Origin of the sequence: Streptomyces sp. NPDC098781, assembly GCF_044759995.1 — a bacterium.
GTDB lineage: Bacteria > Actinomycetota > Actinomycetes > Streptomycetales > Streptomycetaceae > Streptomyces.
The window spans coordinates 2944-16268 of record NZ_JBIWAK010000014.1; the positions used below are offsets into that span (position 1 = coordinate 2944).

Here is a 13325-nt window from a genome sequence, read left to right on the forward strand (position 1 = left end):
GATCGACCTGCTGCTGACCGAGATCGCGGACCGGCGTCCGGCGGTGTCGCGGGGGCTGGAGCGGACGCAGGCGGTGCTGGCGACGGAGCTGGTGATGCGGGCGTCGTCGTAGGGGACGGGTCACGCGTCCGGGGAGGTCGGGGCGGTGAAGGTCCCCATGACGGGCCGGCCGCCTCCACCCGCCGCATGGACCCGCCCCTCACCAGCGTCCGCCAGCCGATAGAGGAGATGGGCCGCCGCATGATCGACCTGCTGCTGACCGAGATCGCGGACCGGCGTCCGGCGGTGTCGCGGGGGCTGGAGCGGACGCAGGCGGTGCTGGCGACGGAGCTGGTGACGCGGGCGTCGTCGTAGGGGACGGGTCACGCGTCCGGGGAGGTCGGGGTGGTGAACGGCACCCATGGCGGGGCCGGCCGGTACAGAATGCGGAGGGTGACCATGCGTTCCCTGACCTTCGTCGTCGGTACGGGACGGAGCGGCTCGACCGCGCTGTCGCGCATCCTCAACCGCCACCCGGACGTACTGAGCCTCAACGAGTTCATGGCATCCGTGGGCGACGCCTCCTTCCCCGAAGGCAAGGTGAGCGGTGCCCAGTTCTGGCAGACGCTGTACCGGCCCGCCCCGCACTTCGACCGGATGATCCGCAGCGGGCTGCCCCTGCCGGAGTTCCTCTACACGCGCCGCCCCGGCAGATACTCGGCGGACACCACCGGCATCCCCGCGCTCTCCCTGATGGTGCTGCCGCACCTCACCGACGACCCGGACGCGCTGCTGGACGAACTCGGCGAGGCGGTGGTCCGGTGGCCGGAGCGTACCGCGGCCGAGCACCACCGGGCGCTGTACGACCTCCTGGGCGGGCGGTTCGGACGGACGGCCGTCGTCGAGCGGTCCGGCTACTCGACCGGCTGGGCACCGGGGCTGCGGGAGGCGTTCCCGGAGGCGAAGTTCGTGCACCTGTTCAGGGACGGTCCGGACTGTGCCCTGTCCATGAGCCGCCACCCCGGCTACCGCACGATCCTGCTGCTGCGCGAGATCAAGGCGCGAGCCGGCATCGACAGCTTCGCGGACCTGACCCCGGACCACGTACGCGCGCTCCCCGAGGACTTGGCGCCGCTGCTCGACGACCGCTTCGACCCCGCCCTCGTGCGCGACTGTGACATCCCGCTGCGCAGATTCGGCGCCCTGTGGTCCGAACTCGTCGCCGACGGCACGGAGTTCCTGGCCCGACTGCCCGCCGGTCAGGGCACCACGCTGTCCTACGAGGACCTCCTCGACCGTCCCGAGGAGGAGCTGACCCGCCTGGCCGGGTTCATCGGTGTCGATCCTCTGCCGCAGTGGCTGGACTCCGGGTCGGCATTGCTCGACCCCACCCGACGCGGCTCCGCACGCAGGCTGCCCGCCCCGGATCTCGCCGAACTGACGGAGAGCTGCGCCCCGGGCACCCGCGCGCTGCACGACGGTCGGGCAACGCCCCGCTAGGGCCTGTCGTTTGGATCATGCCGACCCGAGCGGGGTCTGGCACGCACATCTGCCGCGTTGTCGTCACTCGCCGACGCTCCGCGTCGACTCCCTCCTCCGCCTTGCAGTTGCACGCACCAGACCCCGCTCGGGTCGGCCGAGAGGCGCAGTTCCTCTCAGCCGGCCTGATCCAAACGACAGGCTCTAGGGGCGCGGGGCTGTACTGAGTGCGGCTCCGCCGCACGGGCGCGACCAGCCCCAACCCACCGGCAGCGGCCGGACAAACGGACGGACCCCCACGTGATGCCACCACTCACGGGGGGTCCGTATCGGATCGCCGGGGGGCCGCCCAACCCCCCGGCCTGCGCGGCTAACCGGTGGCCGTCACTCCCCGGCCCGCAGCGCGTCGAGGAAGTGCCGTCGGCCAGTGCGCGAGGGCCGCGGTCGCGGCGTACCAGGCCACCGCGCCCGCCGCGACGGCGAACCAGCCGCCCACCTTGGTGAGTCCGTCGTTGTCGGCGAAGCCCGCGATGGCCATCAGCAGCAGGGCGACGAAGAACAGCCCGTACATGCCCTGACCGAGCTGGTCGCCACCGGCGACGGTGAGGGACAGGGCCACGAGGGCGAACAGCAGCAGGAAGAGCCCTGCGGCATTGGTGGACACCTGGTTGTCGGCGGCGACGGCCCAGGTGAACCAGAGGGCGCCGAGCGCCACGAACGCGGTTCCGTTCGCCGCGTCACGTTCGCGCAGCGCCATCACTCCGGCGACGAAGAGGGCAATGCCGCCCACGTACTGGGCGATTGATACGGCGTCAGCGGCCGACACGCCGTCGATGACATCGGTGTACCCCAGGCCGAAGGCCAACAGGGTGATGCCCAGGGCGAGTCGGCCGACCACGGTGGTGATTCCGCTTCCCGCAGAGACGTCGTTGTCCACGGCGGGCTCCCTTCATGCATGTGCAGTTGTGCGGTGTGCCATATATGCCCTTCACAAGGGCACAAACACCTCTACGCGTGAGTAGGTTCACGCTTCGCACAACGGGATCCGCCGACTCGAACGGCTCATCTCACCTGGGACAACGGCGAGTTACGGAATGACAACGACAGGACGCTTGGCGCGCTTGGCGAGCCGCCCCGCCACGGACCCGAAGATCCGTCCGACGATGCCGTGGGTGGAACCGACGACGATCGCGTCCGCCTCGTACTCCTGCCCGACCTCTTCGAGTTCGTGGCAGATGTCGCCGCCGCGCTCGACCAGGATCCACGGCACCTCGGTGAGGTAGTCCGCGCACGCGAGTTCGAGACCGAGCACCTCGGTGCGGTGGTCCGGTACGTCGACGAAGACCGGTGGCTCGCAGCCGGCCCACACCGTGGTGGGCAGCCGGTTGGCGACATGGACGATGATCAGGCCCGACCCGGAGCGATGGGCCATGCCGATGGCGTACGCGAGGGCGCGCTCACTGGAGGTGGAGCCGTCGAAGCCGACGACGACGCCGTGCTTGAAGGCGGGATCGCAGGAATGGCGTGGCTCTTCCGCCGCCAGGGGCTCGGCCGCCGTGGGGTCGGCGACGGGCCGCTTGCGGTCCGCTGGTTCGAAGAATTCGTGACCGGCCATGGCTGTCTCGGCGTCTTGATCCTTTTATGGGTGGCCCGCGAGCGGAGCTCGTTGACAGATGGGGGCAGTGTGCGGCGGAGCTGTGTCCGGGAATCGTCTTCCCAACCCCATACCCCAAGGGTACGGCGGCACGCCTCCTTAGCCCAGATACCCGCTCACGGTCGGTGCGGGTTCCAGGGAGCATGCACGAGGGGCGGCCCGTAACGCAATGGTTGCTGCGGTGTACAGGCGGTTTGCACAGGATTCACTTGCGTGCGTCGTGCGTACGGCCAGGTACCGGCGGTCCGGCACCAGTGACCGACCGCTCCGGCGCGCGTTGATCACCACGAGCCACCGCCCAGGGAGCCCAGGAGCACGCACCCATGTCCGGACCCCGCACCCCCGCCGAGGACAGCGTCACCGATGTGGTCCGCTGGGCGGCCTTCAGCTGCGTCCTGGTCCCCGTGGTGCTCCTCTGGTACGGCACCTCGCTGGCCGGCGCCACCGGCACGGCCCTCGGTCTCGCGGCCGTGACGGGCGTCTGCCGGTTGCTGTTGCGTCAGTCGGAACGCGGCGCGGCACGGCTGCGGCAGGAGCAGCGCCACGGTCCGTCACCCCGGCGGCGCGGGCGTCACCACAGGACGGGAACCGGGGCCCATCGAGGCGGACGTCACACTGGGGGAAATACACCGGTCGGCTGACCGGTTTCCGCGCACGGGCACGCTACTTTTCAGCCAACTTCTGGCGCGCATGCATCCCCCGTCCAGAACACCCCCCAACCCCCGTTCCACCTGCACGGAAAGGGCCTCAGGGCACCTGCGCACCCTACGTGGATTGGCCACTGCGACAAGGCGCACTTCCCTGCACGGCCCGTGAGTGCAACGCTTCGTGATCGAATGCTTCACGCCAAGTTGCCAAGTCGACAATGTGCCGAGTGATGAACCGGCCACTGACGCACGACGCGACACAGTAGATTCGATCTTGACTGTCTACGGCGGGGGACTCGTGCAGGACCGAGGGGAAACGTGCAGGAGCGACACAACCGAGGAGCCGCGACCACCGAGGGGGGCTTAGCAGTATGAGCCACGACTCCACTGCCGCGCCGGAAGCCGCGGCCCGGAAACTTTCCGGGCGTCGCCGCAAGGAGATCGTCGCGGTGCTGCTGTTCAGCGGCGGCCCCATCTTCGAGAGTTCCATACCGCTGTCGGTGTTCGGGATAGACCGCCAGGACGCCGGCGTGCCGCGCTACCGCCTATTGGTGTGCGGCGGCGAGGAAGGCCCACTGCGGACCACAGGGGGCCTGGAACTCACCGCGCCACATGGCCTGGAGGCGATCTCACGGGCGGGCACGGTCGTCGTGCCGGCCTGGCGTTCGATCACTTCGCCGCCGCCCGAGGAGGCGCTCGACGCGCTGCGCCGGGCGCACGAGGAGGGCGCCCGCATCGTCGGGCTGTGCACCGGCGCCTTCGTCCTCGCGGCGGCGGGCCTGCTGGACGGCCGTCCCGCGACGACGCACTGGATGTACGCACCGACGCTGGCCAAGCGCTATCCGTCGGTGCACGTGGATCCGCGCGAACTGTTCGTCGACGACGGCGACGTGCTGACATCGGCCGGCACCGCGGCCGGAATCGATCTCTGTCTCCACATCGTGCGGACGGACCACGGCAACGAGGCGGCCGGAGCGCTCGCCCGCCGTCTGGTGGTCCCGCCGCGCCGATCCGGCGGTCAGGAGCGCTACCTCGATCGATCTTTACCGGAGGAGATCGGCGCCGACCCGCTCGCGGAGGTCGTCGCCTGGGCGCTGGAGCACCTGCACGAGCAGTTCGACGTGGAGACGCTGGCGGCACGCGCGTACATGAGCCGGCGCACCTTCGACCGCCGGTTCCGCTCGCTGACGGGCAGCGCGCCGCTCCAGTGGCTGATCACCCAGCGGGTGCTCCAGGCACAGCGGCTGCTGGAGACGTCCGACTACTCGGTGGACGAGGTCGCGGGCCGGTGCGGCTTCCGCTCGCCGGTGGCGCTGCGCGGCCACTTCCGCCGGCAGCTCGGCTCGTCGCCGGCCGCGTACCGGGCGGCGTACCGTGCCCGGCGCCCGCAGGCCGACAGGCCGGTGGACCCGGAGCCCACGGTCGGCCCGAGCCCGCTGCCGCAGGGCCCACCGCCCGTCCCGTACCCGGAGGGCGGCCCCGTGCCGCTCCAGACCCGGCGCACTCCGGCGCCCCTGGGCAGCTCCGCGCCGCTCTCGGTGCCGTCGGAGCACGGGCGTGAGGCGTACGCGGGCAGCCGGGCGAGCCTGCCGGGACAGCGCAGCGGGTCCTAGCCCGCGACTTCGACCTGCCCTGGAGGCGACAGCCCCAGGGCAGGTCGGGTGCGACACCGGGCCTCCCAAAAGCGGACGTCAGCTTTAGGGTGGTCGCATGAACGATCGCATGGTGTGGATCGACTGCGAGATGACCGGCCTCTCGCTGTCCGACGACGCGCTCATCGAGGTTGCCGCCCTCGTCACCGACTCCGAGCTGAACGTCCTCGGCGAGGGCGTGGACATCGTCATCCGTCCGCCGGACTCGGCGCTGGAGACGATGCCGGAGGTGGTGCGTCAGATGCACACCGCGTCCGGGCTGCTGGACGAACTCGCCGGTGGCACGACGCTCAAGGACGCCGAGGACCAGGTCCTGGCGTACGTACGCGAACACGTCAAGGAACCCGGCAAGGCGCCGCTGTGCGGCAACTCCGTCGGCACCGACCGCGGGTTCCTGCTGCGCGACATGCCGACGCTGGAGGACTACCTCCACTACCGCATCGTCGACGTCTCCTCGATCAAGGAGCTGGCCCGCCGCTGGTACCCGCGCGCCTACTTCAACAGCCCGGAGAAGAACGGCAACCACCGCGCTCTCGCCGACATCCGCGAGTCGATCGCGGAACTGCGCTACTACCGCGAGGCCGTCTTCGTACCCCAGCCGGGCCCCGACTCGGACACCGCGAAGTCGATCGCGGCGAAGTACGTCCTGCCTGCTCAGTAGGGCTGTGAGGGGGGTCGCACCCGGGCGCCGGAAAAGGCGTGCGCGAGCACCCCTTCGGACCCTGTACACTTTTTCTCGGCCGGTCGGAGACTCCACGGAAGTCAACAACCGGTCATGGTGGGTGTAGCTCAGCTGGTAGAGCACCTGGTTGTGGTCCAGGATGCCGCGGGTTCGAGTCCCGTCACTCACCCTTGGTATTCAGCCGGTGACTTCGATGAAGTCACCGGCTGAAGCTTTTTCCGGGGCTACGCTGCCTGCGATGTCCGAACCCCGTATGACTGCCGATCCCATCCGCACCGAGCGGCTCGATCTGCTCCCCCTGCGCGTCGAGCACGCCGAGGAGATGGCCGTCGTCCTCTCGGATCCGGCGCTGCACCGCTTCATCGGCGGCAGCCCGTACAGCCCCGACGATCTGCGCGCCCGCTACGAGCGGCTCGTCGCCGGGGCTCCGGAGCCAGGTGTGTCCTGGTGCAACTGGGTGCTGTGGCTGCGCGCCGAGGCGTGTCTCGTGGGGACCGTCCAGGCCACCGTCACCGAGGGCGCGGTGGCCGAGATCGCCTGGGTGGTCGGCACGCCGTGGCAGGGCCAGGGGCTGGCGTCCGAGGCGGCTCGGGCGCTCGTCGCCCGGCTCGGGCAGCGCTCCGTCCGTACGGTCGTCGCGCACATCCACCCCGACCACCGCGCGTCGGCGGCGGTCGCCACGGCGGCCGGGATGAGCGCGACCGAGGAGGAGCAGGAGGGGGAGACGCGGTGGCGCGTGGTGCTGAGCCCGTGATGCCGCCACCGCGTGGAGCCCCCGGCGCTTGCTACTCCACCGTCACCGACTTGGCGAGGTTGCGCGGCTTGTCGATGTCCCGGCCGAGCGCCAGCGCCGTGTGGTACGCCAGGAGTTGGAGCGGGATGCCCATCAGGATGGGGTCGAGCTCGTCCTCGTTCTTCGGGACGACGATCGTCTGGTCCGCCTTCTCCTGGTGCTGGTGGGCCACCGCGAGGATCCTGCCGCTGCGGGCCTTGATCTCCTCCATGGCCGCGCGGTTCTTCTCCAGCAGATCGTCGTCGGGGACGATCGCGACCGTGGGCAGGGCCGGCTCGATCAGGGCCAGCGGGCCGTGCTTGAGCTCGGAGGCCGGGTAGGCCTCGGCGTGGATGTACGAGACCTCCTTGAGCTTGAGGGAGGCCTCACGGGCGACCGGGTAGCCCCGGACACGGCCGATGAAGAGCATCGAGCGGGCCTCGGCGTACTGCTGGGCCAGCTTCTCGATCTCCTCCTCCTGCTCCATGATCTCGGCGATCTGGGCGGGCAGCTTGCGCAGACCCTCGATGATCCGCTTGCCGTCCCGGACGGAGAGGTCGCGGGTGCGGCCCAGGTGCAGGGCGAGCAGCGCGAAGGCGACCGTGGTGTTGGTGAAGCACTTCGTGGAGACCACGCAGACCTCGGGGCCGGCGTGCACGTAGATGCCGCCGTCCGCCTCGCGGGCGATGGCGGAACCGACGACGTTCACGACGCCGAGGACCCGCGCGCCCTTGCGCTTCAGCTCCTGGACGGCCGCGAGGACGTCGTAGGTCTCACCGGACTGGGAGACGGCGATGTAGAGGGTGTCGGGGTCCACGACCGCGTTGCGGTAGCGGAATTCCGAGGCGGGCTCGGCGTCCGCGGGGATGCGGGCCAGCTCCTCGATCATCTGGGCGCCGATCATGCCCGCGTGGTACGAGGTGCCGCAGCCGAGGATCTTCACCCGGCGGATCTGCCGGGCCTCACGGGCGTCCAGGTTCAGGCCGCCGAGGTGCACGGTGGAGAAGCGGTCGTCGATGCGGCCGCGCAGCACGCGGTCCACGGCGTCGGCCTGCTCGTGGATCTCCTTGTGCATGTAGGTGTCGTGGCCGCCCATGTCGTAGGAGGCGGCCTCCCACTCGACGGTGGTGGGCTCGGCGGTCGTGCGCGTGCCCTCCGTCGTGTAGGTGCGGAAGTCGTCGGCCTTCAGGGTGGCCATCTCGCCGTCGTCCAGCGTCACTATCTGGCGCGTGTGGGTGACCAGGGCCGCGATGTCCGAGGCGACGAACATCTCCTTCTCGCCGATACCGAGCACGACCGGGGAGCCGTTGCGGGCGACCACGATGCGGTCCGGGAAGTCGGCGTGCAGGACCGCGATGCCGTACGTGCCCTCGATGAGCCGGAGGGTCTCGCGGACCTTGTCCTCCAGCTTCTCCGCCTGCGAGCGGGAGATGAGATGGACGAGGACCTCGGTGTCGGTCTCGGAGAGGAACTCGACGCCGTCCGCCTCCAGCTTGCGGCGCAGGTCGGAGGCGTTGTCGATGATGCCGTTGTGGACGACGGCGACCTTGCCCTCGGCGTCCAGGTGCGGGTGGGCGTTCACGTCGGAGGGGGCGCCGTGGGTGGCCCAGCGGGTGTGCGCGATGCCGGTCGTGCCCTTGAAGCGCGCCGGGACCTTGGCCTCCAGGTCACGGACCCGGCCCTTGGCCTTGACCATCTTCAGGGCCGGCGCCTTCGGGGAGGAGACGACCACACCGGCCGAGTCGTAGCCGCGGTACTCCAGGCGCTGGAGGCCCTCGAGGAGCAGCGGGGCCACGTCACGCTTCCCGATGTATCCGACGATTCCGCACATATATATAGGTATCCCTAGCCGTAGACGATCCGGCGCAGCTGGCGGAGCGTGAGCTCCGGTGGTGCCACGGTCCGGTACTTCAGGTCCGCCTCGATCCGTTCGAAGATCGTCGCGTTCACCAGGCCCTGGGCCTGGAGCTCGCGATGGCGGCGACGGACGAACTCCTCGGTCGTCTCGTCGAAATAGGCGAGCACGTCCTGGATCACCCGCAGTGCCTCGCCCCGGCTCAGGGGCGTGCTGCGGGTCAGGTGATCAACAAGGTCGTCGTGCACTCGGTAGATCCTGGGGGATGGGAAATGGGTTCGCAAGAATCCTGCCCGATTTCGGGCAAGAGGGTGTCAGAGGGCTTTGGGACAGTTATGGAACGTCCATGGGTGTTCGTTGGGCGGTTGTTCCGCGGGGGGATGTGTGCAGCGACCAGCTTGTGTCGCCATGGACATTCCTCGCATGGGTGTACCCCAGCAGCTGGCCGAGCACATGAGCATGGCCGAACAGCACGAGTACCTGCGCAGCAAGTTCTCCCGGCGCACGATGATCAGAGGCGGCGCCGTCACCCTCGGCGCCGTCGCGGGCGGCACGTTCGTGCCGGGTGCCACCGCCCAGGCGGCCACCCGGACCCAGCCCCTGACCCAGACCGAGACCGTCGACGGCGCCGTCGTCGCCCCCTTCGGCCGCCACCTCGCCTACGGCAACGACGCGCGCACCGAGATGACCGTCTCCTGGCAGGTGCCGGTCGCCGTGAAGAAGCCGTTCGTCCGGATCGGCGCCCACCCCTGGGACCTCTCCCGCAAGATCGAGGCCGAGGTCCGCACCCTCTACACCCCGGCCGGTGTCGGTGCCAGCGCCGACCACACCCAGTACTACGTCCATGCCAAGCTGACCCACCTGCGCCCCGGCCGGACCTACTACTACGGCGTCGGCCACCAGGGCTTCGACCCCGCCGAGGCACACCTGCTGGGCACCCTCGGCACCTTCACCACCGCGCCCTCGCACAAGGAGCCGTTCACCTTCACGGCTTTCGGCGACCAGGGCGTCAGCTACCACGCGCTGGCCAACGACAGCCTGATCCTCGGCCAGAACCCGAGCTTCCATCTGCACGCCGGCGACATCGCGTACGGCGACCCGGCCGGCCAGGGCAAGACCTCCGACACCGGCTTCGACTCGCGCACCTGGGACCAGTTCCTCTACCAGACCGAGTCGGTCGCCAAGTCCGTGCCGTGGATGGTGAGTTACGGCAACCACGACATGGAGGCCTGGTACTCGCCCAACGGCTACGGCGGCGAGGAGGCCCGCTTCACGCTCCCCGACAACGGGCCGGACAAGAAGAACCTGCCGGGCGTGTACTCCTTCGTCCACGGCAACACGGCGATCATCTCGCTCGACCCGAACGACGTGTCGTACGAGATCCCCGCCAACCTGGGCATCTCCGGGGGCACGCAGACCACGTGGTTCGAGGCGCAGCTGAAGAAGTACCGGGCCGCCCACGACATCGACTTCGTCATCGTGTTCTTCCACCACTGCGCGTACTGCACCTCCACCGCGCACGCCTCGGAGGGGGGCGTGCGCCAGGAGTGGGTGCCGCTGTTCGAGAAGTACCAGGTGGACCTCGTCATCAACGGTCACAACCACCAGTACGAGCGCACCGACGTCATCAAGGGCGACAAGGTCACCAAGAAGCTGGAGATCGGTGGCACGGCCTACCCCGAGACCGAGGGGGTCGTCTACGTCACGGCGGGCGCGGCCGGCCGCAGCCTGTACGCCTTCTCCGCCCCCGACTCCTACGAGGGGCACGAGAACGAGGTCGACTCCGTGGCCTCCTTCGTCAACCTCAAGGACGGCAAGAAGAACGAGACGGTCACCTGGTCGCGTGTGCGCTACCTGAACTACTCGTTCCTGCGCGTCGACGTGAACCCCGCGCCGCGCGGCCGCTACGCCACCCTGAAGGTGCAGGGCATCGCCGAGACCGGTGACCGGATCGACCACTTCACGGTGGCGCGCAGGGCCAAGTAGGCGGGCAGGGCGAGCGGGCGCGCTACATCCGCTTCAGCACCGCCTGCTTGGCCATCGTGAACTCCTCGTCCGTCAGCACTCCCGTGCGGTGGAGTTCGCCCAGTTCGCGCAGCCGGCGCAGGAGGGCGTCGTGGTCCTGCACCACGGTGTCCTCCTGCCCCACGGCCACCAGGGCCGGGGCGGCCGGATGCGGCAGCCGCGCCTGGACCGCCGCCGCGACCAGGGCCATCAGCGGGTCCTTCTTGAAGCCCCAGAGCTCCACCGAGTTGGGGTCGTACTTGGGCGGGGCCTTGGTGGGCGCGTTCGTGACGACGAAGCGGAGGTAGCCGTTCTCCAGACCCGCCGCCGGATGCCACTCCACCGCCGAGATGTCGGCGAGGGTGAGGGAGCGGGTGCCGGCGGCGGCCTTGGCGTCCTCCGTCTTCCAGTTCCACTCCAGCCGGACGTGCTCCCCGTCGAAGCTCGCGGTGGCGTCCCCGGCGGAGACCGACAGGGGCACCGAGGGGCCCGGCAGCAGATAGCCGTCGACCGGTTCGGCGGGCACCTGGTCCAGCAGCAGGGCGTTGCGCACCTCGTCCACGAAGTACTCCGCGACGCCGTACCGGTCGGACTCCACGATCAGCTGGTACGGGTCATGGGGTTCGGTGAGCCGGCCGCCGGTGGCGTGCAGCAGCGGGTCGGCTCCGTCGCGCAGCCGCAGCCTGAGCCGCCCGGCCTTCTTGCCCTGCTCGAACGAGACCCCCGCCAACGCCCCCAGAGGGACGACCAGTTCACCCAGCGTCTTGCGGAACAGACTGACGTTCTTGTCGCGTCCGGGAGTCAGCCTCAGTGCGTCGCCGTCGAAGACCCACGTGCCGTCCTTCTGGATGATTTCCGCCATGGGGTGGATTGTTCCATCAGTCTCACGAGAGAGTGGTCCAGACCTCTTGGAGCTCAACGGCTCATGGAAGGGACGGCTTTGTGAGACACGGTTTGGTGAGACACAGAACACTGCGCCTTCTCGGTTCCCTGCTGCTGGTCGCGATGGGCGTCTCCGTCACCGGGGCCGCGCCGGCACAGGCAGCATCACCCACCCCCCTCGACCGGCTGGTCCCCGCGCCCGCCTCGGTCGCCCCGGGCGGATCGCCGTACAAGATCACCCGTGGCACCCGCATTCGCGTGGACGACTCCCGCGAGACCCGCCGCATCGGCGAGTACCTCGCCTCCGTCCTGCGCCCCTCCACCGGCTACCGCCTCCCCGTCACCACACACGGTGACGGTGGCATCCAACTGCGCCTCGCCCAGGGCTCGTTCGGCGCCGAGGGCTACCGCCTCGACAGTGGCCGCAAGGGCGTGACGATCACCGCGGCCAAGCCCGCCGGCCTCTTCCACGGTGTGCAGACCCTGCGCCAGCTGCTCCCGGCGGCCGTCGAGAAGGACTCCGTCCAGCCCGGCCCCTGGCTGGTCGCGGGCGGCACGGTCCGGGACACCCCGCGCTACGGCTGGCGCGGCGCGATGCTCGACGTCTCCCGGCACTTCTTCACCGTCGACCAGGTCAAGCGTTACATCGACCAGCTCGCCCTCTACAAGATCAACAAGCTGCATCTGCACCTCAGCGACGACCAGGGCTGGCGGATCGCCATCGACTCCTGGCCGCGCCTCGCGGCCTACGGCGGCTCCACCCAGGTCGGCGGCGGCCCCGGCGGCCACTACACCAAGGCCGACTACAAGGAGATCGTCCGCTACGCCACCTCCCGCTATCTGGAGGTCGTCCCCGAGATCGACATGCCCGGCCACACCAACGCCGCGCTGGCCTCGTACGCCGAGCTGAACTGCGACGGTGTCGCGCCCCCGCTCTACACCGGCACGGAGGTCGGCTTCAGCTCGCTGTGCGTCAACAAGGAGATCACGTACGACTTCGTGGACGACGTCATCCGGGAGCTGGCCGCGCTCACGCCCGGCAAGTACCTCCACATCGGCGGTGACGAGGCGCACTCGACCAGCCACGAGGACTATGTGACGTTCATGGACCGCGTGCAGCCGCTCGTCGCCGAGTACGGCAAGACGGTGGTCGGCTGGCACCAGCTGACCGGCGCGACCCCGGCGAAGGGCGCGCTCGCCCAGTACTGGGGGCTGGACGACACCAGCGCGGAGGAGAAGGCGCAGGTCGCGAAGGCCGCGCAGAACGGGACGGGGATCATTCTGTCGCCGGCCGACCGGATCTACCTCGACATGAAGTACACCGCCGAGACGCCGTTGGGGCTGGACTGGGCCGGTCTGGTCGAGGTGAAGCGGTCGTACGACTGGGATCCCGGCAACTACCTGCCGGGGGCGCCCGGTTCGGCGATCCGCGGGGTCGAGGCCCCGATGTGGACGGAGACGCTCAGCAAGTCGGCCGACCTCGAGTACATGGCGTTCCCGAGGCTGGCGGGGGTGGCCGAGCTGGGGTGGTCGCCGGCTGCGACGCATGACTGGGATGCCTACAAGGTGCGGCTTGCTGCGCAGGCTGAGCGGTGGGAGGCGTTGGGGATCAACTTCTATCGGTCGCCGCAGGTGCCGTGGCCCACGGCGTAGGCGTGGTGATTCGGCTGCGGGTCCGGTGGGGGCTGGTCGCGCAGTTCCCCGCGCCCCCAAGAAAGG

The 13325-nt window shown here is 69.7% G+C and carries 12 protein-coding genes, 1 tRNA gene and 2 pseudogenes; 10 read left to right on the forward strand and 5 right to left on the reverse strand.

All coding sequences use genetic code 11. The annotated features are described in order from the left end of the window. From ACIQWG_RS38400 to ACIQWG_RS38410, 3 genes and pseudogenes are all read left to right on the forward strand, one after another. Positions 1 to 112, forward strand: a pseudogene (locus ACIQWG_RS38400) (LacI family transcriptional regulator); the annotation flags it as partial. A 74-nt stretch (positions 113 to 186) separates the two neighbouring features. Beyond that, positions 187 to 354: pseudogene (locus ACIQWG_RS38405) on the forward strand (substrate-binding domain-containing protein); the annotation flags it as partial. Between the two features lie 84 nt (positions 355 to 438). Then, the gene (locus ACIQWG_RS38410) at positions 439 to 1479 is read left to right on the forward strand and encodes a sulfotransferase family protein (RefSeq protein WP_404105272.1); all 1041 of its coding nucleotides are present in this window, start codon (positions 439 to 441) and stop codon (positions 1477 to 1479) included. A 349-nt stretch (positions 1480 to 1828) separates the two neighbouring features. Here ACIQWG_RS38410 and ACIQWG_RS38415 read toward each other — a convergent pair whose 3' ends face one another. Continuing rightward, positions 1829 to 2395, reverse strand: coding sequence for a GPR1/FUN34/YaaH family transporter (locus tag ACIQWG_RS38415; RefSeq protein WP_404105006.1), 567 nt, complete (start codon positions 2393 to 2395; stop codon positions 1829 to 1831). 150 nt (positions 2396 to 2545) lie between these two features. Further along, on the reverse strand, positions 2546 to 3073 hold the full coding sequence (locus ACIQWG_RS38420) for a universal stress protein (protein WP_404105009.1): 528 nt from the start codon (positions 3071 to 3073) through the stop codon (positions 2546 to 2548). Between the two features lie 362 nt (positions 3074 to 3435). Here ACIQWG_RS38420 and ACIQWG_RS38425 point away from each other — a divergent pair, with 362 nt between their 5' ends. The 5 genes from ACIQWG_RS38425 (at position 3436) to ACIQWG_RS38445 (ending at position 6847) form a co-directional block, all read left to right on the forward strand. After that, a complete protein-coding gene (locus tag ACIQWG_RS38425; protein ID WP_404105011.1) occupies positions 3436 to 3753 on the forward strand; it encodes a hypothetical protein in 318 nt (105 codons plus the stop codon). A gap of 377 nt (positions 3754 to 4130) precedes the next feature. Next, positions 4131 to 5372, forward strand: a complete 1242-nt coding sequence (locus ACIQWG_RS38430) for a helix-turn-helix domain-containing protein (protein WP_404105014.1) — start codon at positions 4131 to 4133, stop codon at positions 5370 to 5372. A 97-nt stretch (positions 5373 to 5469) separates the two neighbouring features. Beyond that, entirely contained in the window at positions 5470 to 6072 is a 603-nt protein-coding gene (orn, locus tag ACIQWG_RS38435; RefSeq protein WP_404105016.1) for an oligoribonuclease, read from the forward strand. Between the two features lie 117 nt (positions 6073 to 6189). Further along, positions 6190 to 6262: transfer RNA gene (locus ACIQWG_RS38440), tRNA-His, on the forward strand. Between the two features lie 69 nt (positions 6263 to 6331). Next, complete coding sequence (locus ACIQWG_RS38445) at positions 6332 to 6847, forward strand: GNAT family N-acetyltransferase (RefSeq protein WP_404105019.1); 516 nt, start codon at positions 6332 to 6334, stop codon at positions 6845 to 6847. 31 nt (positions 6848 to 6878) lie between these two features. Here ACIQWG_RS38445 and glmS read toward each other — a convergent pair whose 3' ends face one another. Together glmS and ACIQWG_RS38455 are read right to left on the reverse strand one after the other, a co-directional pair. After that, positions 6879 to 8696, reverse strand: coding sequence for a glutamine--fructose-6-phosphate transaminase (isomerizing) (gene glmS / locus ACIQWG_RS38450; protein ID WP_404105021.1), 1818 nt, complete (start codon positions 8694 to 8696; stop codon positions 6879 to 6881). Between the two features lie 14 nt (positions 8697 to 8710). Further along, positions 8711 to 8968 (reverse strand): hypothetical protein, encoded by a 258-nt coding sequence (locus ACIQWG_RS38455; RefSeq protein ID WP_030944376.1) that lies wholly within the window; start codon positions 8966 to 8968, stop codon positions 8711 to 8713. Positions 8969 to 9143: 175 nt separating this feature from the next. Between ACIQWG_RS38455 and ACIQWG_RS38460 the strand changes: the two genes are divergently transcribed. Continuing rightward, complete coding sequence (locus tag ACIQWG_RS38460; RefSeq protein WP_404105024.1) at positions 9144 to 10706, forward strand: purple acid phosphatase family protein; 1563 nt, start codon at positions 9144 to 9146, stop codon at positions 10704 to 10706. 22 nt (positions 10707 to 10728) lie between these two features. Here ACIQWG_RS38460 and ACIQWG_RS38465 read toward each other — a convergent pair whose 3' ends face one another. After that, the gene (locus tag ACIQWG_RS38465) at positions 10729 to 11586 is read right to left on the reverse strand and encodes a DUF4429 domain-containing protein (protein ID WP_404105027.1); all 858 of its coding nucleotides are present in this window, start codon (positions 11584 to 11586) and stop codon (positions 10729 to 10731) included. A 143-nt stretch (positions 11587 to 11729) separates the two neighbouring features. On the opposite strand from ACIQWG_RS38465, the gene ACIQWG_RS38470 reads away from it, so the two are divergent. Next, positions 11730 to 13259 carry a beta-N-acetylhexosaminidase gene (locus ACIQWG_RS38470; RefSeq protein WP_404105275.1) on the forward strand — a complete coding sequence of 510 codons (1530 nt, stop codon included), beginning with the start codon at positions 11730 to 11732 and terminating at the stop codon, positions 13257 to 13259. Positions 13260 to 13325: the final 66 nt, after the last annotated feature.